Raw genomic sequence first — 25,483 nt, 5'->3', positions numbered from 1 at the left:
TGGCGCCATGGATGGCGCCATCGAGCCCCCAAGGACGGGTTTACGGCGTGTCCTGCGCAGCCCGCCCGGCCGCCCCCACACGCATCAGTCAAGGCGCCAAACGCCTCAACCCCGCGCTTTACTCGGATTCACCAGATTCCCGAAGAAGATCGCGTTGATCAGCAGCCGATCCGTCCCGTGCCAGTACTTGCGGTGCGCCGGGTCATCGGCAAACAGCACCACGTTGCCCTGCCCCTGCGCCGACACCAGCACCCACGCGCTGCCCGCCACCCGCGCACGGTTGCGCTCGGAAAGATAGCCATTCACCCGCGGCGGTGTGTCGATGCGTACCACCGTCGAGAACGGATTCGTGCTCGGCTGCAGCGTCACCGTGCTCTCCTTGTTGATCGCCAGTTGCCGGCGCGGCACGCCAAACGCCAGCGGATGACTGGTGTCCACATCGGCGCTCAGGATGTTGCCGCTGACCCGCTCGATCGCGGCGATGTCGCGCTGGTCACCGAATGCACGGCGGCTCTCGTCGGCAGTCTCTTCTTCCTTGCCGAGCTTCTCGCCGTCGGCCAACTTCTGCTCGATCGCCCACTTCGAGGCACTGCCGTAGGTAACCAGCGAGCCACCCGCCTGCACCCAGCGCTTCAGCGCAGCCACCGCCGTGGTATCGACGCCGGTGTAGCTCCCCCCGGACAGCACGATCGTGGTGTAGCGGTCCAGGGACACTTTGCCCAGCTGCTGCGGGTCCAGCTTGCTGGCAGGCAAATGCAACTGCTGGTCGAGCAGGAACCAGGCCGAGCCGATCTCGGTGGCGGCCACGCCCTCACCCATCACCAGCGCAACCGCGGGTTTGCGCAGCGCCTTGACGCCGTCACTGCCCAGATCGATGCCTTCGCGGCTGCGGCCACTGGACAGCGCGTGCACCTGCACACCTGCCTCGCGCGCGGCCGATGTCACTGTCTCAAGCAGCGCCGCGCCCTGCAGCGTTTGCCCGGCAACCGGAATCACCAGGCTGCCGGCGGCGAAGCTGACGTCGCCCTGCGCGGTCGCCGTGGTGAACGGCTGGAATGCCGCACGTGCGCTCACACCCTTGCCCTGCAGCGCGGCCAGCGCGCGCCCGGCGTTGTAGTCGCGCCAGTCGATCGCGTAGGCGAACCCGGCCTGACCACCCAGCACCGCGCCCTGCTGCGCCGGCAACGCAGTCACGCGTGCGCCGCCCTCGATACGGCTACGGCTGCCGGCGAAAGCCACGCCGTAGGCCGGTGCGATCGCATAGCTGGTGCTGCCGTAGAACACATCCCCCTTGATCGGCGGTGTCTCGGCAAAGATCGAATGCACCAGGCGGAACTGCGCCTGCTGCACCTGCACCACGTAGGCGCTGCCGGCATCGAAGCGCTGCCCATCGACGGTGACTGCACGCTCCAGCGCACGTACCTCGATGCGATGCAGCAGCAACAGTTCCAGCAGGCGACGGGTCAGTGCCGGATCGTGCGCGTCGCCGAACACGAAGCTCTTCACCGGCTGCTGTGCGGCCTGCTTCAACGCGCTCTGGAAGAACTGCTTCTGCAGGTCGAACAGGCCACTGCGCTCGGCCACTGCACCACGCACCGTGCCCAGCCCGGTGGCGACCTGGTTGCGGATGGTGAACGGGAAGGTCAGCAGGCCATTCACCGATTCCTGCACGCGGCCACGTGAACTGGCCTGCTCGACGGTGACGCCGACCGCGCCGTGGAAGTCCGGATAGGTCGAGCCGTACACCGGCGAGAAGTTGTCGAAATTCTCGCCGGTGTAGTACAGCGAACCCAAGGCATCCAGCGCCTGCGCGTGGTACTTGGCCAGGGTCTTGTTGAACTCGTACGACGGCGCCGGAATCAACGGGCTGTGCATGCTCTTCGGCGAAGGCTCGAAGTAGTACGTGCTGTCCTTGCCCATTTCGTGGAAGTCGATCTGCACGTTCGGGTACCACTGGTGGAACACCTCCACCTTCGGCCGCGAGTCCTGCTGGGTCAGGGCCAGCCAGTCGCGGTTGAGATCGGTGAAGTAGTGGTTGGTGCGGCCCTGCGGGAACGGCTCGACGTGCTCCTTGTCAGCCGGGTCGGCCGAGGCCGGATCGGAGGCCCACGCGTTGTGCCAGTTGGCGGCGCGATCGCGACCGTCCGGATTCTGCGCCGGGTCGAACAGCACCACCGCCTGCTGCAGCCATTGCTGGGTCTCGGCACTGCGGTTGGCCACCAGGTAGTAGGCGGTCAGCATCGCCGCCTCGGCGCTGGAGGTCTCGTTGCCATGCACGCTGTAACCCAGCCACACCACCACCGGGCTGTCGCCCGCCGCACTGCGCGGCTGCGCCGGATCGACCAGGGTCGCGTGCTGCTGGCGGATCTGTTCCAACCGCGCGTGGTTGCCGGCAGCGGTTACCGTGGCGATCAGCAACGGGCGGCCCTCGTAACTGCGGCCGATCTCGCGCACGCTGATCTTGTCCGAGCGTTTCGCCAGTTCCTGGAAGTACGCCACCAGCTGGTCGTGCCGGGTGTAACGGCTGCCGATCGGGTAGCCGAGGAACTGCTCGGGTGTGGGAATGGACGTATCGAACGCGGCCGCGTCGACGGCCTGCGGGAAGAAGTACGCACTCTGTGCCTGCGCTGGCTGCGGGCAGGACAGTGCGGTGGCGGCGGCGATCAGCAACGGAAGAACGGCACGACGATGCAAGGACACGGTGACTCCCCAGGACACAACGGCAGACGGTCGCGCGGCCGGCTCCCTGAAGAAACCGGCCGCAGCGGATGGATCAGAAGCGGTAATCGAAGCCCAGCGTGAAGTAGCGGCCGCGCAGGTCGTACTGGCTGAAGTCGTATGGCGCGCGGATGCCCGGGAACGAAGCGTCGTACGGCGGCGTCTTGTCAGCGAGGTTCTGCACCTTGGCATACAGCGTCAGCTTGTCGATGCCGGTGTAGCCCAGGTACAGGTCGTACTGGCTATAGCTGCCGACGCGCTGCTGCACGGCCTTGGCTGCGGTGCTGGCTTCCTGGCGGTAGCTGCTGGTGTAGTACCAGGTTACTGCGGCGTTGAAATCACCGTACTTCCAGTCCAGCGTGGTGGTGGCCTTGTCCTTGGGCAGGGTCGCGCCCAGGTTGCTGCCGGCGTAGTCGACCAGCGGGCCACCGACCACGGTCGGGCGACGGTAGTCGCGCACGTGGGTATAGGCCGAGGACACGGTGAAGTCACCCAGCGCCGCGGTCGGGATGCGCTGGCGCAGTTCGACGTCGATACCCGAGGTCTTCAGCTCGCTCAGGTTCTGGTAGCGGTTGTAGACCGCCTGCAGCTTGCCGCGCTCATCGCGCTGCACCGCGCCAGCCACGTTGTCGTTGACCAGGGTCTGGGTATTGTTGGTGCCCACCAGGTTGTCCAGCTGGATGCGGTAATAGTCCACGCTCAGGTTGGTGTTGGCCCACGGTGACAGCACCACGCCGAAGTTCACGCTCTTGGTTCGCTCCGGCTTCAGTGCGTTGTTACCGACGGTGAAGAAGGTCGGGTTCTGGCGCGAGCCCGGCACGTCCGGATCACGCGGATCAACCACGCTGCCATAGGCGATGCTGGTGCTGTTGGAGTTTTCCGACAGCGACGGTGCGCGGAAGCCCTTGGAAGCGGACGCACGCACCAGCAGGACATCCAGGGGCTGCCAGCGCAGGCCGATCTTCGGCGAGAATGCATCGCCGAAATCGTCGTAGTGGTCGGCGCGCGCGGCGGCGGACAGCTCCAGCGTCGAGGCCAGCGGCACGTTCACTTCGGCGTAGGCGGCACTGACCTGGCGCTGGCCATGCACTTCGGCAATGGCCGGGCGCACCTGCAGGCCGGCATCGATCTGCCACGGGTTGTTGGAATCGAGCTTCTCGCGGCGCCACTCGGCACCAGCGGCGAAGCCGATCTCGCCGGCCCAGGTGTGGCCCAGACTGCCGGAGATCTTCGCGTCGACGCCCTGCAGCTTCGACTCGGCCGGGCGCAGCGTGGCGATGTTGATCGAATCGCGCACCGACTGCGGCGTGGCCGCCGGATTCAGCAGGTTGTAGCTGCCGGTGGCCAGCGCGTCGGCCAGCGCCCAGCGATTGGCGAAGCCGCCGGACACGCTCTCGCGCTCGCTGCTGCGTGCGCCGAACGCGGCCACTTCCCAATCCCACGACGCGGTGGTGCCACGCAGGCCGAACACGCCGCGATAGGCGGTGGAACGGTTGGTCTTGATCGTGCCGCCGAGGTCGAAGAAGGTGTACTCGATCGGGATCGCGCGGCCGTACGGGTTGTACGGATTGCTGGCCGGCAGCAGCGACGACACCGGCTCGGCCAGGCCGCTGTTGGCGTTCAACGCGAAGCGGCCGCTTTCCAGGGTAAAGAACGGGCTGCTGCCGAACCAGGCGGCGCTCTTGATCTGGCTGTACAGCACTTCGCCGAAGGCCTCGACGTTGTCGTTCAGGCGGAAGGTGCCGTTGGCATAGGCCTGGTAACGCTTGGTCGAGGGGATCAGCGTGGTGAACGGCGCCTGGTTGAAGCCGCAGGTGTCACCGGACCGGCCATCGATCGGCGCGCTGGCAACGCGGGTGCTGCCGGCCGGGCAGTTGCCGTTGGCGTCGAGCATCGGCACCGACACGCCGTTGATGAGGTAGCGCGCGCCCTTGGCCGACCAGCCGTTCCAGCGGCCACCGGGCTTGTCGGTGTAGATGCCACTGCGGGTCAGGTTGCGCTCGTCCTGGTCCAGGCGCTCGCGGTTGTAACCCTGCAGGCTGAAGAGGATGTTGTAGCCGTCGGTGTCGAGATCACCGAGGCCGCCGACGAACTTCAGGTTCTGCTCGTGCAGGCCGCCCTGGTCGGCACCGCCGAAGCTGCCGCCGATCTCGGCGCCTTCGAAGTTCTGCCGGGTGATGATGTTGACCACGCCGGCCACGGCGTCGGAGCCGTACACCGCCGAGGCGCCGTCCTTGAGCACTTCGATGCGCTCGACCGCGACCAGCGGCAACGCGTTGAGATCGACGAAGGTGTCGGACAGGCCACCGGCCGGGAAGCCGTAGTTGGCCAGGCGGCGGCCGTTGAGCAGCACCAGCGTGTTCTTCTGCGACAGGCCGCGCAGGCCGATGCCGGCCGAGCCGGAGGCCCAGCCGTTGTTGGTGGTTTCGTTGGCGGCGTTGCCGGTGTTGGCCGAGATCGAACGCAGCACGTCGGCCACGGTGGCCTTGCCGGTCTGTTCCAGCTGCTGGCGACCGATCACCTGCACCGGGTTGGAGGCCTCGGTATCGGTGCGCTTGATGTTGGAACCGGTGACGCGCACGGCGGCCAGGGTATTGGCGTCGCCAACGGCGTCGGTGGAGGTTTCGGCGGCGGCGGACAAAGGCGCGGCCAGAGCGACGGCCAGGGCCGCCACGAGCAGGGTGTGCTTGGGCATGACGATGTGGGGGAGGTGGTGAGGACGACGAAGTTCCGCAGTAGTCCATGCCTGGCCGGCGCCCGGCCAATAACATCTCTTCATACGGATATAAGAGAAACTATCATCTCTTCATCCGGATGGAAAGAGTAACTTCACGGAAGACCAACGTCCGCTCAGGCTGCCGGGCCGCCTGCGGCGTACAATTGCGCCATGGAAATCTTCAAAGTCTTCATGCTCGAGGCGGCGCACCGCCTTCCCAACGTGCCGCCGGGGCACAAGTGCGCGCGCCTGCACGGCCACTCGTTCCGGGTGGAACTGAAGGTCGAGGGCGAGCCCGGCGCGCAGACTGGCTGGATCATGGACTTCGGCGACGTGAAGGCGGCTTTCCAGCCGATCTATGACCGCCTGGACCATCACTACCTCAACGACATCCCCGGCCTGGAGAACCCGACCAGCGAGAACCTGGCGGTGTGGATCTGGAATGAACTCAAGCCCAGCCTGCCGGCGCTGAGCGAGATCACCGTGCACGAAACCTGCACCTCCGGCTGCCGCTACCGCGGTCCGACGTCCTGATCAACCCATTGATCTTAAAGCTTTTTCAAAGGCGCCCTGAGCGCCTTTGTTATTTTTGTTGCATTGCCGCATCAAGGGCGTATGCTGCATTGCATCAAGCCACTCCCTGATGCCCCCATGGCCGCCGCCTTCAGCGATCGCTTCAGTGATGCCACCCGCCAGCTCGCCGCCGCGGCAACGCGTGCGAACCGGTTGGCGTTGGAGAACGCGGAAAGCATGTTCGGCGTGCAGTTGAAGGCGATGGAGCGCAACCTGACCGCGACCGGCGGCTGGCTGGGTGAACTGGCCCGCAGCGACGACGCGGCCGGGATGCTCAACAAGGGCGCACAGCTGTGGCAGGACAACCTGCAGCGGCTGGGCCGGGCCCAGCAGGATGTGGTCGGTCTTGGCCTGCAGGCCAGCAAAGCGTGGTCCGAACTGGTGCAGGGCTACAACGAATCAACGGCGGACGCGAGCAACCACTGACGCGACGCAACGCTCATTGCGTGGGTCCCTCCCCCCACGCAATCCGGACCCGGCAGATCCCTCCCTCTGCCGGGTCTTTTTTTGCCTGGTGTTCGGATTCCGAAGTGCGTCTTCGTCCGATGTCTCTGCGAGCTGAGGGGCCCCGCCGAGACAGGCAGGGGCCTGGGCAAATGTCCCCCGGCGCCGGCCGTTGGCCGTCACCTCCTCCTTTACTTTGCCCAGACCCCTGCCCGCCCCGACGAGGCTCGGCGTGCGGTGGGTAGAGCACAGTGCTCGCGGCAACCTTTCAATGACGCGCCGACGAACTCCGAACGCAGGGCGGAGGCCCTTGCGTACGAAGTAAAGGAGGAGGTGACGGCCAACGGCCGGCGCCGGAGGACATTCGTACGCAAGGGCCTCCGCCCTGCGCCGCGCAGAACGAATCCGCCACGCGCCACGCAGAACACACCGCGAAGGAACCTCAGCGCCCGCGACCGCCGTGCCAGTGCTGGTGCCACGCCTGGAACATCAACACGTTCCACAGGTGCGTGTGCCACTTGCGCTCGCCGCGCAGGAACGCTTCCCAGATGCCGCGCACGCGTGCCGGATCGAAACAGCCCTGATTGCGAAGCAGCTGCGGGTCCAGCAGCGCCTCCGCCCAATCGCGCAACGGACTGGCCAGCCAGCGCGCCATCGGCGGGCCAAAGCCGCGCTTGGGACGGTACACCAGCGGCTCGGGCAGGTAGCGTGCCAACAGGTGCTTCAGAATCAGTTTGTGTTCGCCATCGTGGTACTTCAGGTGCTGCGGCAGGCGCCAGGCCAGTCGCACCACCTCCATGTCCAGCAGTGGCGCGCGGGTTTCAACGCCCGCCGCCATGCCCGCGCGGTCAACCTTGGCGAGGATGCCCTCGGCCAGGTCCATGCGGAAATCCAGCAGCTGGATGCGCGCCTCGGCCGGCAGCGCCGAGTCCTGCTGCTGGAAGATCGTCACCGGTTCACGCGCGCCCAGCACCACCTGCGCCGGCTGCCGCCAGCGGGTCACCCGCTGCAGGTAGTGGCCTTCCACATCGTTGGCAGCAACCTCGGCCACCAATGCACGCCATCCACCCAGGCGACCACGCTCGGCGTTCAAGCGATTGCCGCTGCGCCGCGCCAGGTCGCGTACCCAGTCCGGCAAGCCACCGCACAGGCGCGCATTGCGCAGCGCGCGGCCATAGCTGGGGTGGCCGAAGAACAGTTCATCGCCACCGTCACCGGTCAGTGCCACCGGCTTGCGCGCCCCCAGCAGTTCACTGGCCAGCAGCGTCGGCAGCTGCGAGGCGTCGGCGAAAGGCTCGCACCAGACCTGCGGCAGGCGCTGCAGCAGGTCCAGGCCCTGGCGCGCATCCATGCGGTGCAGGTGGTGCTGCACCCCCAGGTGACGCGCGACCTGCGACGCCCAGTCGCTCTCGTCATGTCCCGGATCGTCGAAGCCGACCGTCCATGCTTCGATCGGCAGGGTGGATTGGGCCTGCATCATCGCCGTCACCAGCGAGGAGTCGGTGCCACCGGACAGGAACGCGCCACAGGCCAGCGGCGAGTGCATGCGTGAAGCGATGGCTTTCTGAAGTACCGCCTCAAGCTGGTCGGTGGCCTGTTCCAGACTCGGCGCCGGTTGCTGCGGCTCCTGCAGTGCACTCTGCATCGCTTCGCGTGCGCACCAGTAACGCGCGCCCCCCTGCGCGGCCTGGCTGGAGCAACCCGCGGCATGGTCGCTGAGATCGATGCGCAGCATCGCGCCCGCCATCAGCTTGTGGATGCCGCGGTAGATGGTGTGCGGCGCCGGCACATAGTCGTGGCGCAGCAGCAGGCTCAGCGCATCCTGGTCGATGCTCGGTGCGAACCCGGCGAAGGCCTGCAGCGCCTTCAACTCCGAGGCGAACAGGAACTGGCCCTGGTACCAGCCGTAATACAGCGGCCGCTCGCCCACCGGGTCGCGGGCCAGCCACAGCACGCGCGACTCGCGGTCCCAGACGCTGAAGCCAAAGGCGCCCTCGATACGCGCCAGCGCCCGCTGCACGCCCCATTCGACGATCGCCTGCAGCAGCAGCCGTGCATCGCTGCAGCTGCGTGGCAGATCGCGCAACTGCGCCTGCAGGTCAGCGCGGTTGTACAGGCGGCCGTCCAGGCACAGCACGTAGCGACCGCAGCCCGAGCTCAGCGGCTGCAACGGCGTATCGGTCGGCGCCCGGCAGTGGCCCAGCGCGAGGCCGGCCTCGGCGTCGGTCCAGTAGCCGATGCGGCCACGCCCACGCTGCTGCAGCGCCCGCAGCATCGGTGCCAGCTGCTGCAGCAGCTGCTCGTCCTCGGCGGGCGGCAACCAGGCCCCGACCACGCCGCTCATCGGGAGCCTCCGCACTGGCGGCGGCGGGACGGGTTCAGCAGGCAAGAGGCGGCGGGCGACATGGGGACGGCACGCGGAGCGGAGGAGACTCCATGCTCGGCGCCGGGCCGCGCGGCGTCAGTCGCTTTGCTGTCAGCGATCGTCACCCGCCGTATCACGAAGGTAACGCTTTGTAACAGCCTCGGGCTATGCTCAACGCCAAGCTGTTGCCAGGCCTGAAGCGCGGCCCCAGCGCCAGCAACCCCGGCTGAATGGCGCCCACCCGCTGTACCCGGTCGGCCCGCAGGCTGGGATAGCATCGCCGCGCTCGTGCCGTGGCGGTACGTTTGCGTCCACGGAGGCCTTGGAAATGCTGGATATCGTACTGGTCGAAGACGATGCCCGCCTGGGAACGATGGTCAGTGACTACCTGCAACGGCATGGCTACCAGGTGGCCCACGAGCGTAGCGGCGAGCGCGCAGTGGCCCGCATCCTGGCCGAGAAGCCAGCCCTGGTGCTGCTCGATGTCGGCCTGCCCGACCAGGATGGTTTCGAAGTGTGTCGGCAGATCCGGCCCCACTATGACGGCATCATCTGCGTGCTGACCGCCCGCACCGACAACATCGACCAGGTTCTGGGACTTGAGCTGGGGGCCGACGACTACATCGGCAAACCGATCGAACCGCGGGTGCTGCTGGCGCGGCTGCGCGCCCACCTGCGCCGCCACCGCCGGGTCGAACCGCGCGACGGCAGCCTGCGCTTCGGCGAGCTGAACATCGACCCGTCCACCCGCAACGTGCACCTGCAGGGCAGCCTGCTGGAGCTGACCACGGCCGAGTTCGACCTGCTGTTCCTGCTGGCCAGCAACGCCGGCCAGATCCTGGACCGCGACGCGCTGCTGCGCGGCCTGCGCGGGATCGCCTTCGACGGCCTGGACCGTTCGATCGATGCCCGCATCTCGCGCCTGCGCCGCAAACTGGGCGACAACCCCGAGCAGCCGGAACGGATCAAGACCGTGCGTGGCCGCGGCTACCTGTTCAGCCGCTCGGCATGGGGATGAAGCGCACGCCCTCGGCGATGCGCGGCCACGCCTTCCACTTCCTGCGCTACGGGATCGGCTTCCTGGTCGCCCACCTGTTGTTGATCGTGCTGGGCCTGTGGGCCTGGGACGCCCTGCTGGAAGACCGCACCGAAGCCGGACTGCAGGCCGAGATGCGCGGCACCCATGCGCTGCTGCAGCATCGCTTCGCCGAAACCCCGCGCGAGCAGTGGCCGGCACTGGCGCGCGAACTCGACGCCGATTTCGCCTACGCGCTGCGCATGGTGCCGCTGGCCGAGGCGGTGAAGGCGCTGCCGGCCAGCCAGCGCCCGCCGTTCAACAACGGCCGCGTACAGATCGACCTGGAGCACATGCGCAGCCTGCAGCGGATCGGCGACAGCGACTACGCGGTGATGCTGGGGCCGCTGGACGAAGCGCTGCCGGACGAGGGCTGGCAGGACAGCGAAGTGTCCGGCGTGGCGATCCTGCTGCTGATCCTGATGGTGGCGGTGGCACTGCCGATGTACGTGATGGTGTACCGGCTGTGGCGCGACGTCTCGCAGCTGGCCCAGGCGGCGCGGCGCATGCGCGACGGCCAGCTGGACACGCGTGCGCCGCGCGCCGGCACCGCACTGGTGCGGCCGCTGGCCAATGCCTTCAACCACATGGCCGAGCAGCTGCAGCAGCTGCTGGAAAGCCAGCGTGTGCTGGCGCAGGCGGTGGCGCACGAAGTGCGCACGCCATTGGCGCGGATGCGTTTCGGCCTGGCCGACCTGGAGGACACCGCGCTCGATGATGGGCAGCGCGATGCACTGGGCGGGCTGCGCACCGACGTCGATCGGCTGCAGCACCTGACCGATGCAGGCGTCGAGTACGCCGCACTGGGCCGCTGCCATCAGCTGACCCGGCAGCGCCTGCAGCTGGCGGCACTGGTGCGCGGCGTGGTCGCCCAGTTTGCACCGCTGCCGATGCCGGTGCAGCAGGCGCTGTCGCCGGTGGGCCTGGTCAACGTCAACCGGCACATGCTGGAGCTGGCACTGCGCAACCTGCTCGGCAATGCACTGCGTTACGCGCGCCGGCAGATCCGCATCGCCAGCACGGTCAATGACGGCTGGCTATGCCTGCAGGTGGAGGACGACGGCCCCGGCATCGCACCCGAACTGCGCGGCCAGGTACTGCAGCCCTACGTCCGGCTGGACCCGGGCAGTCCCGGCTTCGGCCTCGGCCTGGCGCTGGTGCAGGTGGTGGCCGACAAGCATGGCGGCCACGTCGAAGTGACCGATTCGGCGCTGGGCGGTGCCTGCATCCGCCTGCACCTGCCGCTGGAAAACGGCGGCATCGTCGAATGCGAAGCGGCCTGCTAGGCCGCCGGTTCCGCACGCGGCAAGGCAAACACGAACAGCGCGCCACGCTCGCTGTCGCGCAGTTCGATGCGACGGCCATGCAGCTGCACGATGCGCTGCACGATCAACAGGCCCAATCCGCCGTTCTCGCCGCGCCGCGCGCCCAGCGCGGCCGGTGCCTGGAACAGCTGGGTGCGCAACGCCGGCGCCACCCCGGGGCCGTCATCGGCCACGCTGACCTCCACGCTGTCGGAGGTCGCGCGCAGGCGCACCTCGATCTGTCCACCGTCGGGTGCATGCCGCAGCGCGTTGTCGAGCAGGTTGGTCAACACCCGTTCGACCAGGCCCAGGTCGGCGCGGACCAGCGGCAGGCCGGGCGGAAACGCCGCGTGCAGCTGCTGGCCACGCGCCTGCGCCGCCAGTTCGAACTTCTGCAGCACGTCCTGCAGCAGCTCCGGTAGTGCGAACACCTCCCACTCCAACCGCACTTCGCCATGCTCCAGCCGCGCCAGTTCGAACAGCGCGCGAGCCAGCCGGCCGACCTTGGCGCTCTGTGCCAGCGCAATGCCGAGATAGCGGCGGCGCTCGTCCGGCGACAGCGTAGCGTCCTTCAACGCCAGCGTTTCCAGGTAGCCATGCAGCGACGACAGCGGCGTGCGCAGGTCGTGCGAGATATTGGCGACCAGTTCGCGGCGCTGCAGGTCCTGCTGACGCAGCTGCTGCCACTGCTCGCCCAGCCGCTGCGCCATCTGCGCGTGCGCGTGTTCGAGGATCACCAGCTCGTCGCGCTCACCGGGGCGCAGCGGCGCCGGCGGCGGCAAGGGCGTGGGTGCGTCGATGTCGAAGGCCTGGATGCGCCGGGTCAGCCGCCGCAGCGGACGGGTCACCCAGTAGAACGCCACCAGCCCGGCCAGCAGGCCGAGGCCACCGACCAGCACCACCGACCACAGCGTGGTGTTCCACTGGCTGCCGGCGGCAAGATCGTCGGCCAGCATTTGCCGGTGCTCGCCGACCAGCACCACGTACACATAGCCCGCCGGCCGGCCCTGCACGATCAATGGTGCCGCGCTGAACACCTTGCGGCCATTCGCGCTGCGCGGGTCATCGCCGAGGATCGGCAACGGCGCACCGGCCAGCAGGCGGCGCAGCGGCGCCACGTCCACCCGGTTTCGCACCAGGTGCCCACTGGGTGCATCGTGGCCGAGGATGCGGCCCTGGTCGTCCAGCAGGTACACCTCGACGCTGGGGTTGACCGCCATCAGCTGGCCGAACAGCGCGCGCACCGCGGCATCGCGCATGCCGCTGGTGTCCATCAGTTCGCTGCGCTGGGCAATGTGTTCGGCCAGGCCCAGCGACAGCCGCTGCACGACTTCCTGCTCGTGGCGGGTGTTGGCACGCATCTGCAGTGCCAGCAGCGCCATGCAGCACATCAGCATCAGCGCGGCGGTCACCACCGCCAGCTTCTGCCACAGGTTCGGCTTGATCATGCCGCCGCCCCGGCCGGGTCGACCAGCTTGTAGCCGCGGCCCCACACCGTCAGCAACCGCCGTGGGTTGGCCGGGTCGGGTTCGATCTTGCTGCGCAGGCGGTTGATATGGGTGTTGACCGTGTGCTCGTAGCCATCGTGCTGGTAGCCCCAGACCTGGTTGAGCAGTTCCATGCGCGCGAACACCTGGTCCGGGTGACGTGCGAAGAACAGCAGCAGGTCGAACTCGCGCGGGGTCAGCTCCAATGGCTTGCCATCCACCGAGGCGGTGCGCGCGACCGGGTCCAGCTGTAACCCGCCCAGCTCGATCGCACCCGCATCGATGCGCGCGCTCTGTGCCATCGCCTCGGCGCGGCGCAGCAGCGCGCGCACGCGTGCCACCAGTTCCGGCATCGAAAAGGGTTTTGCCAGGTAATCGTCCGCGCCCAGCTCCAGGCCGACGATGCGCTGCGTTTCGCTGCCGCGCGCACTGATGATGATGATCGGCACGTAACGCGCCATCGCGCGTGCACGCTGGCAGACCTGCAGGCCATCCACGCCGGGCAGCATCACGTCCAGCACCAGCGCATCCCAGGGACCTTCCTGCTCGAGCAGGCGCAGGCCGGCATCGCCGCTGGCAGCATGGGCGACGTCGTAGCCCTCATCGCCCAGGTGCATGCGCAGCAGGTCGGCGATGTGGGCATCGTCTTCAACGATCAGCACGCGTTTGGTCGACATCGGCAACTCGGGGCCAGCGGGGGGGCTGGCTGCATTGTGGCGCGGGACGGCCGCCGATACCTCACGAAAAATTGAATCCTGCGTGAGGATTCGTTGACCCGGGCGGGCGCAGCATGGCCCCGTCGCCCCTTCCCGGAGTCCGCCATGTCCCTCTCCCGCCGCCATCTGCTGGGCCTGGGCGGTGTTGCCACCGCCGCCGGCCTGCTCGGCCTGGGGGCCTGCAGCCGCGCCGCCCCGGCCGCCGCCGAAGCGCGTCCGTCGCGACAGTTCGAGGTCATGCACAGCGATGCCGAGTGGCGCCAACGCCTGACCCCGGCGCAGTACGCGGTGCTGCGCCAGCAGGCGACCGAGCGCCCCTACAGCAGCCCGCTCAACAAGGAACACCGGCAGGGCACCTTCGCCTGCGCCGGCTGCGCGCTGCCGCTGTTCTCCTCCTCCACCAAATTCGAGAGCGGCACCGGCTGGCCCAGCTTCTGGGCACCGCTGCACAACGCCATCGGCGAAGACCGCGACGTGACCTTCGGGATGCTGCGGGTGGAGGTGCACTGCCGCCGCTGCGGTGGCCACCTCGGCCACGTGTTCAACGACGGCCCGCGCCCGACCGGGCTGCGCTACTGCATGAACGGTGCGGCGATGGTGTTCGTTCCCGGCGCCACGGATGGCACTGCCGACGGCTGGCGGGTGCCGGTCGGTTCTTCTTCTGTTTCCGGAGCCTGACCATGCTGCTGTTGCTGCTTGCCTACCTGGGGGGCGCGCTGACCCTGCTCAGCCCGTGCATCCTGCCGGTGCTGCCGTTCGTGTTCGCGCGTGCCGACCGTCCGTTCCTGCGCAGCACGCTGCCGCTGCTGCTGGGCATGGCGCTCACCTTCACCGTGGTTGCCAGCCTGGCCGCGGTGGGCAGCCAGTGGGTGGCGCAGGCCAACCAGGTCGGACGCTGGATCGCCCTGCTGCTGATGGCGCTGTTCGCGGTCGCCCTGCTGTGGCCGCGACTGGCCGACCATCTGCTGGCGCCGTTCCAGCGCGTGGGTGCCCGTCTGAGCGCGCGCGCCGATGCCGCTGATGCCGCTGGGCGCGGCGGCGCGTGGACCTCGCTGCTGATCGGCATCGCCACCGGCCTGCTGTGGGCACCGTGTGCAGGTCCGATCCTCGGCCTGGTGTTGACCGGTGCCGCCCTGCATGGTGCCAGCGTGGGGACCAGCACCCTGCTGCTGGCGTATGCGCTGGGCGCGGTCACTGCGCTGGCGCTGGCGGTGTGGGTGGGTGGCCGCGTGTTCCGTGCGCTGCAGGCGCGGCTTGGCCTCGGCGATGTGCTGCGCAAGGGGCTGGGCGTGGCCGCCCTGCTGGCGGTGGTGGCGATCGGCCTGGGCTGGGATACCGGCCTGCTGACCCGTCTTTCCACGGTCAGCACCGCGCGTATCGAGCAGGGCCTGCTGGATGCGGTACCCGGCGCGCAGCCGTCGGCACCGCCGATGATGATGATGGCCGGTGCCAACGCCGCTGCCGATGCACCGCTGCCGGTGGAAGGCACCCTGCCCGCGCTGGACGGGGCCACCGGCTGGCTCAACAGTCCCCCGCTGGCAGCCCAGCAGCTGCGCGGCAAGGTCGTGCTGATCGATTTCTGGACCTACTCCTGCATCAACTGCCTGCGCGCGATGCCGTTCGTGCACGAATGGGAGCGCCGCTACCGCGACCACGGCTTGGTGGTGGTCGGCGTGCACACACCGGAGTTCGCCTTCGAGCGTGACCCGCGCAACGTGATGAAGGCGGTGCAACAGCTGAAGGTCGAGTACCCGGTGGCGCTCGACAACCAGTACACGATCTGGCGCGCGTTCAACAACCGCTACTGGCCGGCGCAGTACTTCGTTGATGCGCAGGGCAACATCCGCGGCCACCAGTTCGGCGAGGGCAATTATGCGCGCTCGGAACAGATGATCCGTCGCCTGCTGACCGAAGCCGGCCAGACGAATCTGCCGCCGCCGGCCGATCCCGCTGCCGCCGACCTGAAAGGCGTGGCCGTGCAGGCCGACATGGGCAACCTGCGTTCGCCGGAAACCTATCTGGGCCACGCCCGCGCCGAGCAGTTCGCCTCGCCCGGCGGACAGCGCAGTGATGCCGCGTTCGACTACTCCTTGCCGGCGACTCTGGCGCTGAACCAATGGGGACTGTCGGGGCGCTGGACCGTCACCGATGAAGCCGCACAGCTGCAGCAGGCCGGTGGCCGCATTGCGTTCCAGTTCCATGCGCGCGACCTGCACCTGGTGCTGGCGCCCACCCGCGACGGCTCGCCGGTGCGCTTCCGCGTCTGGTTGGACGGCAAGCCACTTCCCGCCACCGATGCCGGCAGTGATGTCGGCGCCGATGGCAGTGGCGTGGTCGACGAGCATCGCCTGTACCAGCTGGTACGCCAGCGCGGCACGGTCAGCCCGCATCGCTTCGAGATCGAATTCCTCGATGCAGGCGTGCAGGCCTATGCCTTCACCTTCGGTTGAACCGGGAGCACATGATGAAACTCTCCTTTGAACAGGGCATCGCCGCCGGTGTTGCCGGCCTGGTGGCCATGGCATTGATTGCCGGGGTGCTGCTGGTCGATCACGGCGCGGCTGCGGCGCCGGTCGAAGCCAGCGCGCAGATCCAGGCACTGCCGGCCCCCACCGGCGACGCGGCGTTCCGCGATGACGCCACCCACGCCAGCGTGGTGTTTGCCGGCGGTTGCTTCTGGGGCGTGCAGGGCGTGTTCCAGCACGTCAAGGGCGTGAGCAATGCGGTGTCCGGCTATATCGGTGGCAGTGCGGCCAATGCGCGTTATGAGCGCGTCAGCGGTGGCCAGACCGGCCATGCCGAAGCTGTAAAGATCGACTACGACCCGCGCCAGGTCAGCTATGGGCAGCTGATGCAGGTGTTCTTCTCGGTCGCGCACGACCCGACCCAGCTCAACCGCCAGGGTCCGGACCACGGCAGCCAGTATCGCTCGGCGATCTTCAGTGATGACGCCCGCCAGCAGGCCGCCAGCCGTGCCTACATCGCCCAGCTCGGCCAGGCCGGCAGCTACCGCGCACCGATCGTCACCCAGCTGGTCAGCGGCCAGCGCTTCTACCCGGCCGAGAGCTACCACCAGAACTACATGACCAACTACCCGCAGGCCGCCTACATCCGCTACTACGACGCACCGAAGCTGGCGGCCCTGGCCAAGCAGTTCCCAGCGCTGTACCGGCGCGAGGCGGTGCTGGTGCCGATGCGCTGACGACCTGGGTAGTGCCGGCCGCTGGCCGGCAACCGCACCGTTCCGGATCCAGGGATTGCCGGCCAGCGGCCGGCACTACCCAAAAAAGACGCACGGCCATCCAGCCGTGCGTTTGGGAAGTATCGGCCACGCCCCGATCAGGCCCGGCCGACGACGACATGGTAGGCTCGCCATCATCATGGGTACAGCACCAGATGGCGGGATGTTCGATGGATACAGATGACCAGGCCACGATGATCCCTCCGCGCTACCAGCGGCTCTCCGACGAACTGGCCGAGGCCATCCACGGCGGTCGCCTTCCGGTCGGCAGCCGCCTGCCTTCGCTGCGGCAGATGGCGTCGCAGCGCAGGCTCAGCCTCAACACGGTGATCGCGGCCTATCGCCAGCTGGAAGATGCCGGGCTGGTGATTCCGCGGCCGAAGGCGGGCTTCGAAGTCGCGCCGCGGCTGTCGGTGCCGGAGCGTTCGCTGCGCGACACCCCGTCCGCGCCCACCGCGCCGCTGCAGCAGGTGCTGATGGCCCGGGTACTGGAAGCACAGCGCCGCCCGGGTGTGGTCGATCTGGCCTTCGCCGGCCCACGTGGTCGCCAGTTCTATCCCGGCGCGCAGCTGGCCCGGCATACCGCGCAGGTGCTGCGCCACGGCCAGCAGACGGTGGAGACCTATGCGAGACCCAACGGCTCCCCCCGGCTGCTGGCGCAGATCGTGCGCCGCAGTCCGCGCATGGGACTGCACACCCACGCCGAGCGACTCCTGCTGACCCATGGTGCGATGGAAGCCCTGCAGCTGGCGTTGCGCGCGGTCACCCAGCCCGGTGACGCGGTGGGCATCGAGGCGCCGTCCTACTTCAACCTGTATCCGTTGCTGGCCAACCTCGGCCTGCAGGCCATCGAGTTGCCCACCCACCCGCAGCACGGACTGGATGTGGATGCACTGGATGCGCTGCTGGAGCACACGCCGCTGGCCGCACTGGTGGTGATGCCGACCGTGCACAACCCGCTCGGCTGCACCATGCCGACCGTCGCCAAACAACGCCTGGCCGAGCTGGTCAACGCACGGCAGCTGCCCCTGATCGAGGATGCGGTGTACGCCGAGCTGCAGTTCTGCGAACCGCCGGCACCCTTGCTGAAAGCCTTCGATCGCGATGGCTGGGTGATGGTGGTCGGTGGCTTCTCAAAGACACTGGCGCCGGATTACCGCATCGGCTGGCTGGATGGCGGCCGCTTCGCAGAGCGCATCGCACTGCTGAAGTTCCAGTCCACCGGCGGCGAGCCGCAGCTGCTCGGTGACGCGGTCGCGGCGTATCTGGAAGCCGGCAGCTACGAGCACCATCTGCATCGCATGCGCCGCCTGTACCGCGAACAGGTGGGACGGCTGCGCCAGCTGGTAGCCGAGCATTTCCCGGCAGGCACCCGCGCCACCGAACCACAGGGCGGATTCCTGCTGTGGCTGGAACTGCCGGGCGTGGACACGCGCGAGCTGTTCGAGCGAGCGCTGCAGGAGGGCATCGTGTTCATGCCCGGCCAGGTCTATTCGCGTGGCGCGCGCTATCGCCACTGCCTGCGGCTGTCGTGCTGCCAGACCCTGGATGCGCGCTTCATCGGCGCGGTGGAACGGCTGGGTGCGATCGCGCGGGAGCTGGCGGCTGCAGCACGGTAGTGCCGGCCGCTGGCCGGCAATTGCACGGACGTGATTCATCGAGGTTGCCGGCCAGCGGCCGGCACTACCCCAGGTCGTCGAGCAGGTGCGCGCTCAGCGCTTCGCCATCCGCTCCCGGCAGATGCGGCAGCCGCCCCCAGCACGGCATCGGCAGGCGCTGCTGCAGCGTGGCGGTGTTCTCGTCCTGGCGTTGCATCGCCGGGTCGATGTGGTTGCCGATCCAGCCCAGGCAGTCCACGCCGCTGGCCTGCAGCGACTGCGCAGTCAGCCGCGCATGGTTGACGCAGCCCAGCCGCATGCCCACCACCAGCAGCACCGGCAACTGCAGTGCTCGCACCAGGTCGAGCTGGTCCAGCGTGGCCGAGACCGGCGCCAGCCAACCGCCAACACCCTCCACCACGACGATATCGGCGTTCGCGCGCAGGCGTTCGAACGCGGCCACGATCGGCGCCAGCTCCACCTGCACGCCGTCCTCGGCAGCGGCCAGCTCCGGTGCCAGCGGCTGCCGCAGCGCATAGGGATTCAGGTCGGCATAGTCCGGCACCGGCCAGCTGGCCGACTGCAGCGCCAGCGCGTCCTCGTTGCGCAGGCCCTGCCCCAGATCCTCGCTGCCGCTGGCCACCGGCTTCATGCCCACCGCGCGCAGGCCGCGCCGGCGCAGCGCATGCAGCAGCGCGGTGCTGGCCGCGGTCTTGCCGATCTCCGTATCGGTGCCGGTAACGAACAGGGCGGGCGGCAGCGTAGCGGGCAACGGCATCGATGGGCTCCAACAGGGCAACAGTGCGTGCATTATCGCCGGCCCGGTGCACTTGCTAGACTGCAGGCATGTTCGCCAATGCCTCGCTTACCGGCAGCAAGCCGGAACAATACGCCCAGCTGCTGGAACAGGCCCGTGGCCTGGTCTACGCCGAGTCCGACCGCATCGCCAACGCGGCCAACCTCTCCGCACTGGTCTACCACGCCCTGCCCGACCTGAACTGGGTGGGTTTCTACCTGTACGATGGCAAGGAACTGGTGGTTGGCCCGTTCCAGGGCCTGCCGGCCTGCGTGCGCATCCCGCTGGACAAGGGTGTGTGCGGTGCCGCCGCCAGCCAGCGGGTGACCCAGCGCGTGGACGACGTCGATGCCTTCCCGGGCCACATCGCCTGCGATTCGGCCTCGCGTTCGGAGCTGGTGGTGCCGCTGCTGCGCGGCGATGAACTGATCGGCGTGTTCGACATCGACAGCCCGAAGGTCGGCCGCTTCGATGCCGACGACCAGGCCGGCCTGGAAGCCATCGCCCGCGTGTTCGTCGAGGCGCTGGGATGAGCGCACCGAAGCTGCGCAACATCGGCCCGAAGAGTGCAGCGTGGCTGCGCCAGGTCGGGCTGCGCAGCCGCGAGGACCTGGTCGCGACCGGCGCGGTCGGCGCCTTCGTCAAGGTCAAGCGCGCCGGCTTCAAGCCCAGCCTGAACCTGCTGTACTCGCTGGAAGGCGCATTGCTGGACTGCCACTGGCAGGAACTGAGCGAGCCGCAGCGTGAGGCGCTGGTGCAGGATTACGAAGCACGCATCGCCGCGCACCCGCTGAAGGCGGCCGGCCCGGCGTCGGGTCCGGTGCATGAGCGACGCTTCGATGCCGACGATGACGCGGAAGACAGCGTGACCGAGGATGCGGACGCGGATTGACTGCACCGGTAGTGCCGGCCGCTGGCCGGCAACTGCGTGATCCTTGCAACGTTCCTGAGGCTGCCGGCCAGCGGCCGGCACTACCGGTGGGTTACGGCTGCTGCAGTTCCAGCAGCTCGCCCACCAGCCCGGCTTCGCCCCGCTCCAGCCACACCCGCAGGCGCGTGCCGTGGTCGATGCGCAGGGCCCAGCACAGCGACATCGGCAGGCCGCAGACCTGCGACAACACCATGCGCAGCGGGCCACCATGGCTGACCACCAGCGTCGGCACCGGATCATCATCATCGAGCAGGCGATCCAGCGCGCGCGCGATGCGCCGCTCGAAATGACCCCAGCTCTCGCCGTTCGGCGGCGGGAACGCATGCGGATCGGCGTGGAAGGCCGCCAGTGCATCCTCCGGCAGCTCGAACAGCGACTGCCCGTCCCAATCGCCGAAATCCAGTTCTTCCCATTCCTCGTCCGCTTCCACGTCCAGCCCGCGTGGGGTGGCCAGCGCCATCGCCGTGTGCAGCGCGCGCAACCGCGGTGAGCTGATCACCCGCTCCCAGCGTTGCTCGGCATAGGCCTCGACCAGCTCCTGCGGCAGGCCGGCCAGCTGCGGTGGGTCGCTGCGGCCATCGAGGAACTCATCGCGACCGTTGCCGGCATGGCGGACCAGGTCGAGGATCATGCGTGCGTCCCGGACGGGCGACGCAGGTACAGCGGAGAACGGGCGGACATCGGCAACGGCACCACGGGATCGAGCAACCATTCTAAAGGCACAGCAAAGGCAGCCGCGCAGGCGCGACGCAACGGACCAGCCTGCGATGCCGTAGACTGCGCGCACTTCCAGGTGACCTGCGGCCACGGCCGGCAGGTTGAAACGGGAAGCCGGTGACGCGTGATTCCACGCCAGGCCGGCGCTGCCCCCGCAACGGTAAGCACGTCAGTTCCAGGCAACACCGCCACTGTGCCGCAGGCATGGGAAGGCGCCTGGACGGTGGCCTCGCGCCACCCGGCGGCAAGCCCGGAGACCGGCCCGGAAGCCTCAGGTCGCGATGCGGTGGGCATGGCGCTGGATGACCGCAGCGTGCGCTGCGGCATCGGCGCGTGCCTGCCTTCGCGGCTCCTCCCCTTCGCCACGCGGGCGTGCGTGGCACCTGGAGTCCCCCATGAAGCTGCAGTCCCGAATCTTGTCCCTGGCCGTGCTGGCGGCCCTGCCCGCGCTTGCCCAGGCCGCCGAAGACACCACCGCGCTCGACCAGATCCTGGTCACCGCCACCCGCACCCCTATCGCCCTGCAGGACAGCATCGCACCAGCCCAGGTGATCGACCGCGCGCAGATCGAATCCAGCCAGGCCACCTCGCTGCAGGAACTGCTGCGCGGCCGCGCCGGCATCAACCTGACCAATGCCGGCGGGCTCGGCAAGCAGAGCTCGCTGTTCCTGCGCGGCACCAACTCAGGCCACACCGTGGTGCTGGTCGATGGCGTGCGCATCAACAGTGCCGACCTCGGCCTGGCCATGTACCAGGACCTGCCGCTGGCGCAGATCGAACGCGTGGAGATCGTGCGCGGCCCGCAGTCCAGCCTGTACGGCGCCGACGCCATCGGTGGCGTGATCCAGATATTCACCCGCCGCAACCAGGGCGATTTTGCTCCGCACTTCCAGCTCGGTGGTGGCAGCAACGGCCTGCGCGAAGCCAGCGGCGGGATCGGCGGCGGGACCGAACGCGGCTGGTTCGGCGCCGACATCGCCTACCAGCATTCCGATGGCATCGATGCCTGCCGCGGCTCGGCAACGCTGTTCACCGGCTGCTTCGCCGACGAACCCGACCGCGACGGCTACCGCAACCTGTCCAAGAGCCTGCGTGGCGGCTACACCTTCAACGACCAGTGGAACGTGGAAGGCAGTGCGCTGCGCGCCGACGGCAAGAACCACTACGACGGCTATTACAACTATTCGGAAACCCGCCAGCAGGTGCTGGCCGGCAAGGTGCGCTACACCCCGTCCGAACGCCTGGCGTTCACCGCCAATGTCGGGCGCAGTGACAACGAGTCGGACAACTTCGGTGACTTCGGTGCCCGTGGCAGCGCTCAGACCCACCGCGACAGTGCCTCGCTGCAGGGTGACTTCGCCTTGGCCGAAGGCCAGCTGCTTAGCACCGGCGTGGACTGGAGCGAAGACAACCTGGATGGCAGCAGCGCGGGCTACCTCGTCGACAGCCGTCGAAACACCGGCGTGTTCGTGCAGTACCAGGCACGCTTCGGCCGCCACCAGCTGCAGGCCAGCGCGCGCAACGACGACAACCAGCAGTTCGGCAACCACGCCACCGGCAGCCTCGGCTGGGCGATGGAGCTCGGCCACGGCCTGCGTGTCAATGCCAGCTACGGCACCGCGTTCAAGGCGCCGACCTTCAGCGACCTGTACGACCCGTGGAGCGGCGTGCCGACGTTGAACCCGGAGAAGTCCAAGAGCGCCAACCTGGGCGTTTCGCAGCAGGCACAGGGCTGGCACTGGGGCCTGGACGTCTATGAAACCCGCATCGATGATCTGATCACCTACGATGCGGCGACCTTCCAGATGCAGCAGGTGGAGAAGGCGCGCATCCGCGGTGCCGAACTGACCGGTGGCGTGCTGCTGGCCGGATTCGACATCAACGCCCAGCTGAGCTACACCGACCCACGCAACCGCACCGGCGGCAGCACCCAGTTCGACAACTGGCTGCCGCGTCGTGCACAGCAGACCGCGCGGCTGGACATCGATCGGCGTTTCGGGGACTTCCGCGCAGGCCTGACCGTGCAGGGCGCGGGCAAGCGCTATGACGATGCCGCCAACGCGGTGAAGGTGGGGGGGTACGGCACGCTGGATCTGCGCGCCGAATACGCGCTGACGCCGTCGTGGTCGCTGCTGGCGCGTGCCGCCAACGTGTTCGACCGCAGGTATGAGACGGTGGCGTGGTTCAACCAGCCCGGCCGCGAGTACCAGCTGAGCGTGCGTTACCAGCCGAAATGACCGCGACGGTCATGGTAGTGCCGGCCGCTGGCCGGCAACATCATGACCTTCGGCAACGTCCTCGGGGTTGCCGGCCAGCGGCCGGCACTACCTGTTGCGTCGGCCGGGTTACCGGCCCGCGGCCAACCCCGGCAACTCACGCAGGTCGTCAATCACCGCCACCGCCTGTGCGGTGGCCAGGTCCAGGCCACGCGGATAACCGTAGCGCACCAGTGCGATCGGCATGCCCGCCTCTTCGGCGGCGCGGTAGTCGGTCAACGAATCTCCCACCATCAGGCACGCCTGCACCGGCAGCCCGAAGTGCGTGGCGATGTGCCGCAGCGGTTCGCCGCTGGGCTTGCGCTGCGGCAGTGAATCGCCGCCCAGTACCAGCGCGAACGCATCACCAATGCCCAGGTGCTGCAGCAGCGGCGGCACCAGTGCTTCGGGCTTGTTGGTGCAGATCGCCAGTGGCACGTCGCGTGCGCGCAGCTGCGCCAGTGCGTCGGCCACGCCATCGAACAGGCGCGGGCTGCGCAGCAGGCACTCACGGTAGTGCACCATGAACACCGGCATCACCTCGGCCAGGTCGACTTCACGACCGGCGGCGTGCACCGCCTGTTCGACCAGGCGGCGCACACCGTCGCCGATCCAGCCGAGCACGGTGGCTTCCGGCACGCGCGCCATGCCGGTGTCTTCCAGCGTACGGTTCAGCGCCTCGGCGATGTCAGCTGCGCTGTCGACCAGCGTGCCATCGAGATCGAATACGACCAGCGGATAGGGATACGACAAGGGACGACGCCTGTACAACGTGGAGCCGTCCATTGTACGCCGCGCTTTTGCCCCGGGATCCGCCTCAGCCGATCCTGCGTGCGCGGGTGGCCAGGAACGTGGGCAGGTAACGGTCGATCAGGAAGCGTGGCTTCGGCTGCCAGTCTTCCATGAACCGATCAATCACGAAGCCTGCATCCAGCTGCCCGCCGATCAGTTCGGTCAGGCTGTGGCCAAAGGTCAGCGCATCGCCGCGGGTGAGTTTCGCCTCACGCTCTGCGGCGGGCAGGTCTTCCAGGTCCGAATAGGGAATGGCGTACTGCGGTCGGATCAGGCCCTGCGCATCGAGCTGCGGATCGCGCGCACCGACGAACAGCACCGGATTGTAGAAACTGGCCATCAACATGCCATCGCGCGCCAGCACGCGGCGGCATTCGGTCCACACCGGGCGCACGTCGGGTACGTACAGGTTGGAGATCGGATGGAACACCACATCGAAGCTGTCATTGGCGAATACGTGCAGGTCGCGCATGTCGCCCTGCACCGTGCGCAGCTGCAGGCCGTCGCGCGCAGCGACCCTGCGGTCCTGTTCCAGCTGCCCGTCGGACAGGTCGAACACGGTGACGTCGGCGCCCGCAGCGGCCAGCACGGGTGCCTGCTGACCACCGCCCGAAGCCAGGCACAGGATGCGACGGCCACGCACGTCGCCCAGCCAATCCAGCGGCAGCGGGCGTGGGGTCAGGTGCACCTGCCAGCGGCCTTCGCGCGCGGCGGCAATGGTTGAACTTTCCACCGGGCGCGACCATTCGCGCACTTCGCTGGCCTGGCGGTCCCAGGCAGCACGGTTGTGGTCGATCAAGGCCTGTCCATGGTTCATGTGTTCTCCTTGCCCGGTGGGCGCCAATCCAGATCCTGGAAGGCCGGGCTGGCGAAACACTCGGCCAGGTAATCCAGGAATCGCCGCATGATAGCGGGCTGCTGGCGCCGTGACGCGTACACGGCATGAATGCCGAGCTCGTCCAAACTGAATCCGGGCAGCACTTCGATCAGCTCGCCGCTGCGCAGCAGTGGCGCCACCTGGTAGGTCGGCAGCATGGCGATCCCGGCACCGGCGCGTACCGCCTCCAGCAGCAGCGAGGCCTCGTTGGCGCTGATGTTGCCGCCCACCGCCACCGACAGCGAACGGCCATCGCGGTGCAGCTGCCACAGGCTCTTGCCGACGTAGTGGTGGGTCAGGCAGTTGTGCGCGGCCAGGTGCTCCGGTGCGGTCGGCGTGCCACGCGCCTGCAGGTACGACGGCGTCGCGCACAGCACCGAGCGGCAGGTGGCCAGCCGCCGCGCGATCAGGCTGGGGTCGATCTGGCGCGCGATGCGCACGGCCAGGTCCACGCGCTCCTCGATCAGGTTCACCGTGCGGTCGACCAGCAGCAGCTCGATGCGCGCCGCCGGATGGCGCGCGACGAAACCGGCCACCGCCCGTGCCAGGTGGCTCTGCCCGAACGACACGCTGGCGGTCACCCGCAGCGTACCGTGCGGCTCGGGATCATCACTGGCCAGCTCGCCCTGCAGTTCTTCGCCGATCGCCAGCATCTGCCGGAAGCGCGCCAGCGCCGCCTCGCCCGGGCCGGTCAGGCTGACCCGGCGTGTGGTCCGGTGCAGCAGGCGTGCACCCAGCCAGCCCTCGACCTCGGCCAGGTAGCGGCTGACCATCGCCCGCGACATGTCCAGCACTTCCGCCGCGGCGGTGAGGCTGCCGCGCTCGGCCACCTCGACGAACACGGTCATGGCGGTCAATCGGTCCATATGCTCGATCCA

Annotated in this window: 21 protein-coding genes and 1 riboswitch; of the genes, 11 read left to right on the top strand and 10 right to left on the bottom strand. The window is 68.3% G+C overall.

Features of this window, described 5'->3' with window-relative positions; genetic code table 11:
* Positions 1–105: 105 nt before the first annotated feature.
* Both AC10QF_RS18790 and AC10QF_RS18785 read right to left on the bottom strand, forming a co-directional pair.
* Positions 106–2,700 carry a M14 family zinc carboxypeptidase gene (locus AC10QF_RS18790; RefSeq protein WP_164283735.1) on the bottom strand — a complete coding sequence of 865 codons (2,595 nt, stop codon included), beginning with the start codon at positions 2,698–2,700 and terminating at the stop codon, positions 106–108.
* A 73-nt stretch (positions 2,701–2,773) separates the two neighbouring features.
* Entirely contained in the window at positions 2,774–5,413 is a 2,640-nt protein-coding gene (locus AC10QF_RS18785; RefSeq protein WP_494542675.1) for a TonB-dependent receptor plug domain-containing protein, read from the bottom strand.
* Positions 5,414–5,605: 192 nt separating this feature from the next.
* Here AC10QF_RS18785 and queD point away from each other — a divergent pair, with 192 nt between their 5' ends.
* Entirely contained in the window at positions 5,606–5,968 is a 363-nt protein-coding gene (gene queD, locus AC10QF_RS18780) for a 6-carboxytetrahydropterin synthase QueD (protein WP_049414818.1), read from the top strand.
* A 117-nt stretch (positions 5,969–6,085) separates the two neighbouring features.
* Positions 6,086–6,433 (top strand): phasin family protein, encoded by a 348-nt coding sequence (locus AC10QF_RS18775; protein ID WP_049440089.1) that lies wholly within the window; start codon positions 6,086–6,088, stop codon positions 6,431–6,433.
* 460 nt (positions 6,434–6,893) lie between these two features.
* Here AC10QF_RS18775 and asnB read toward each other — a convergent pair whose 3' ends face one another.
* Positions 6,894–8,795, bottom strand: coding sequence for an asparagine synthase (glutamine-hydrolyzing) (asnB, locus tag AC10QF_RS18770; protein WP_494542674.1), 1,902 nt, complete (start codon positions 8,793–8,795; stop codon positions 6,894–6,896).
* A gap of 349 nt (positions 8,796–9,144) precedes the next feature.
* Here asnB and AC10QF_RS18765 point away from each other — a divergent pair, with 349 nt between their 5' ends.
* Both AC10QF_RS18765 and AC10QF_RS18760 read left to right on the top strand, forming a co-directional pair.
* Positions 9,145–9,834 (top strand): winged helix-turn-helix domain-containing protein, encoded by a 690-nt coding sequence (locus AC10QF_RS18765; RefSeq protein WP_004141029.1) that lies wholly within the window; start codon positions 9,145–9,147, stop codon positions 9,832–9,834.
* The gene (locus tag AC10QF_RS18760) at positions 9,831–11,177 is read left to right on the top strand and encodes an ATP-binding protein (protein ID WP_049440093.1); all 1,347 of its coding nucleotides are present in this window, start codon (positions 9,831–9,833) and stop codon (positions 11,175–11,177) included. Before AC10QF_RS18765 ends, AC10QF_RS18760 begins: the two co-directional genes overlap by 4 nt.
* On the opposite strand, the gene AC10QF_RS18755 is transcribed toward AC10QF_RS18760, so the two are convergent.
* Positions 11,174–12,643: a sensor histidine kinase gene (locus tag AC10QF_RS18755; RefSeq protein ID WP_049414822.1), complete on the bottom strand. Its 1,470-nt coding sequence runs from the start codon at positions 12,641–12,643 to the stop codon at positions 11,174–11,176. The genes AC10QF_RS18760 and AC10QF_RS18755 overlap by 4 nt on opposite strands.
* Positions 12,640–13,359: a response regulator transcription factor gene (locus tag AC10QF_RS18750; RefSeq protein WP_111097235.1), complete on the bottom strand. Its 720-nt coding sequence runs from the start codon at positions 13,357–13,359 to the stop codon at positions 12,640–12,642. The genes AC10QF_RS18755 and AC10QF_RS18750 overlap by 4 nt, the downstream gene beginning before the upstream one ends.
* A 144-nt stretch (positions 13,360–13,503) precedes the next feature.
* Here AC10QF_RS18750 and msrB point away from each other — a divergent pair, with 144 nt between their 5' ends.
* The 4 genes from msrB to AC10QF_RS18730 all read left to right on the top strand — a co-directional run bounded on the left by msrB (position 13,504) and on the right by AC10QF_RS18730 (position 18,258).
* A complete protein-coding gene (gene msrB, locus AC10QF_RS18745; RefSeq protein WP_049414827.1) occupies positions 13,504–14,076 on the top strand; it encodes a peptide-methionine (R)-S-oxide reductase MsrB in 573 nt (190 codons plus the stop codon).
* Positions 14,077–14,078: 2 nt separating this feature from the next.
* Positions 14,079–15,848, top strand: a complete 1,770-nt coding sequence (locus AC10QF_RS18740) for a cytochrome c biogenesis protein DipZ (protein ID WP_494542673.1) — start codon at positions 14,079–14,081, stop codon at positions 15,846–15,848.
* 14 nt (positions 15,849–15,862) lie between these two features.
* A complete protein-coding gene (gene msrA / locus AC10QF_RS18735; RefSeq protein WP_049414846.1) occupies positions 15,863–16,600 on the top strand; it encodes a peptide-methionine (S)-S-oxide reductase MsrA in 738 nt (245 codons plus the stop codon).
* 209 nt (positions 16,601–16,809) lie between these two features.
* Positions 16,810–18,258 (top strand): aminotransferase-like domain-containing protein, encoded by a 1,449-nt coding sequence (locus tag AC10QF_RS18730; RefSeq protein WP_111191279.1) that lies wholly within the window; start codon positions 16,810–16,812, stop codon positions 18,256–18,258.
* A 64-nt stretch (positions 18,259–18,322) separates the two neighbouring features.
* On the opposite strand, the gene bioD is transcribed toward AC10QF_RS18730, so the two are convergent.
* Positions 18,323–19,015: a dethiobiotin synthase gene (gene bioD / locus AC10QF_RS18725; RefSeq protein WP_494542672.1), complete on the bottom strand. Its 693-nt coding sequence runs from the start codon at positions 19,013–19,015 to the stop codon at positions 18,323–18,325.
* 68 nt (positions 19,016–19,083) lie between these two features.
* Between bioD and AC10QF_RS18720 the strand changes: the two genes are divergently transcribed.
* The gene (locus AC10QF_RS18720) at positions 19,084–19,566 is read left to right on the top strand and encodes a GAF domain-containing protein (RefSeq protein WP_004140850.1); all 483 of its coding nucleotides are present in this window, start codon (positions 19,084–19,086) and stop codon (positions 19,564–19,566) included.
* Positions 19,563–19,925, top strand: a complete 363-nt coding sequence (locus AC10QF_RS18715) for a TfoX/Sxy family protein (protein WP_099495399.1) — start codon at positions 19,563–19,565, stop codon at positions 19,923–19,925. The genes AC10QF_RS18720 and AC10QF_RS18715 overlap by 4 nt, the downstream gene beginning before the upstream one ends.
* A gap of 91 nt (positions 19,926–20,016) precedes the next feature.
* Here AC10QF_RS18715 and AC10QF_RS18710 read toward each other — a convergent pair whose 3' ends face one another.
* On the bottom strand, positions 20,017–20,595 hold the full coding sequence (locus tag AC10QF_RS18710) for a histidine phosphatase family protein (protein ID WP_099495398.1): 579 nt from the start codon (positions 20,593–20,595) through the stop codon (positions 20,017–20,019).
* Between the two features lie 143 nt (positions 20,596–20,738).
* A riboswitch (cobalamin riboswitch) is annotated at positions 20,739–20,961 on the top strand.
* A gap of 115 nt (positions 20,962–21,076) precedes the next feature.
* Here AC10QF_RS18710 and btuB point away from each other — a divergent pair.
* Positions 21,077–22,918, top strand: coding sequence for a TonB-dependent vitamin B12 receptor (gene btuB, locus AC10QF_RS18705; protein WP_494542671.1), 1,842 nt, complete (start codon positions 21,077–21,079; stop codon positions 22,916–22,918).
* A 108-nt stretch (positions 22,919–23,026) separates the two neighbouring features.
* Here the strand turns inward: btuB and gph are convergent, their stop codons facing one another.
* The 3 genes from gph to AC10QF_RS18690 all read right to left on the bottom strand — a co-directional run bounded on the left by gph (position 23,027) and on the right by AC10QF_RS18690 (position 25,471).
* The gene (gph, locus tag AC10QF_RS18700; protein WP_099486330.1) at positions 23,027–23,689 is read right to left on the bottom strand and encodes a phosphoglycolate phosphatase; all 663 of its coding nucleotides are present in this window, start codon (positions 23,687–23,689) and stop codon (positions 23,027–23,029) included.
* A 64-nt stretch (positions 23,690–23,753) separates the two neighbouring features.
* Entirely contained in the window at positions 23,754–24,545 is a 792-nt protein-coding gene (locus AC10QF_RS18695; protein ID WP_447906680.1) for a class I SAM-dependent methyltransferase, read from the bottom strand.
* Positions 24,542–25,471 carry a LysR family transcriptional regulator gene (locus tag AC10QF_RS18690; RefSeq protein WP_049414839.1) on the bottom strand — a complete coding sequence of 310 codons (930 nt, stop codon included), beginning with the start codon at positions 25,469–25,471 and terminating at the stop codon, positions 24,542–24,544. The genes AC10QF_RS18695 and AC10QF_RS18690 overlap by 4 nt, the downstream gene beginning before the upstream one ends.
* Between the last annotated feature and the right edge of the window lie 12 nt (positions 25,472–25,483).

Source organism: Stenotrophomonas maltophilia complex sp. Om-AH-Sm3 (assembly GCF_059337855.1).
The sequence above is the reverse complement of the archived record's forward strand: the minus strand, read 5'-3'. Positions and strand labels throughout refer to the sequence as shown.

Coding starts and splice junctions, on each gene's coding strand:
- AC10QF_RS18785 (WP_494542675.1), bottom strand. CDS start 5,413: ATGCCCAAGCACACCCTGCTCGTGGCGGCCCTGGCCGTCGCTCTGGCC.
- queD (WP_049414818.1), top strand. CDS start 5,606: ATGGAAATCTTCAAAGTCTTCATGCTCGAGGCGGCGCACCGCCTTCCC.
- AC10QF_RS18775 (WP_049440089.1), top strand. CDS start 6,086: ATGGCCGCCGCCTTCAGCGATCGCTTCAGTGATGCCACCCGCCAGCTC.
- asnB (WP_494542674.1), bottom strand. CDS start 8,795: ATGAGCGGCGTGGTCGGGGCCTGGTTGCCGCCCGCCGAGGACGAGCAG.
- AC10QF_RS18765 (WP_004141029.1), top strand. CDS start 9,145: ATGCTGGATATCGTACTGGTCGAAGACGATGCCCGCCTGGGAACGATG.
- AC10QF_RS18760 (WP_049440093.1), top strand. CDS start 9,831: ATGAAGCGCACGCCCTCGGCGATGCGCGGCCACGCCTTCCACTTCCTG.
- AC10QF_RS18755 (WP_049414822.1), bottom strand. CDS start 12,643: ATGATCAAGCCGAACCTGTGGCAGAAGCTGGCGGTGGTGACCGCCGCG.
- AC10QF_RS18750 (WP_111097235.1), bottom strand. CDS start 13,359: ATGTCGACCAAACGCGTGCTGATCGTTGAAGACGATGCCCACATCGCC.
- msrB (WP_049414827.1), top strand. CDS start 13,504: ATGTCCCTCTCCCGCCGCCATCTGCTGGGCCTGGGCGGTGTTGCCACC.
- AC10QF_RS18740 (WP_494542673.1), top strand. CDS start 14,079: ATGCTGCTGTTGCTGCTTGCCTACCTGGGGGGCGCGCTGACCCTGCTC.
- msrA (WP_049414846.1), top strand. CDS start 15,863: ATGAAACTCTCCTTTGAACAGGGCATCGCCGCCGGTGTTGCCGGCCTG.
- AC10QF_RS18730 (WP_111191279.1), top strand. CDS start 16,810: ATGGATACAGATGACCAGGCCACGATGATCCCTCCGCGCTACCAGCGG.
- bioD (WP_494542672.1), bottom strand. CDS start 19,015: ATGCCGTTGCCCGCTACGCTGCCGCCCGCCCTGTTCGTTACCGGCACC.
- AC10QF_RS18720 (WP_004140850.1), top strand. CDS start 19,084: ATGTTCGCCAATGCCTCGCTTACCGGCAGCAAGCCGGAACAATACGCC.
- AC10QF_RS18715 (WP_099495399.1), top strand. CDS start 19,563: ATGAGCGCACCGAAGCTGCGCAACATCGGCCCGAAGAGTGCAGCGTGG.
- AC10QF_RS18710 (WP_099495398.1), bottom strand. CDS start 20,595: ATGATCCTCGACCTGGTCCGCCATGCCGGCAACGGTCGCGATGAGTTC.
- btuB (WP_494542671.1), top strand. CDS start 21,077: ATGAAGCTGCAGTCCCGAATCTTGTCCCTGGCCGTGCTGGCGGCCCTG.
- AC10QF_RS18695 (WP_447906680.1), bottom strand. CDS start 24,545: ATGAACCATGGACAGGCCTTGATCGACCACAACCGTGCTGCCTGGGAC.
- AC10QF_RS18690 (WP_049414839.1), bottom strand. CDS start 25,471: ATGGACCGATTGACCGCCATGACCGTGTTCGTCGAGGTGGCCGAGCGC.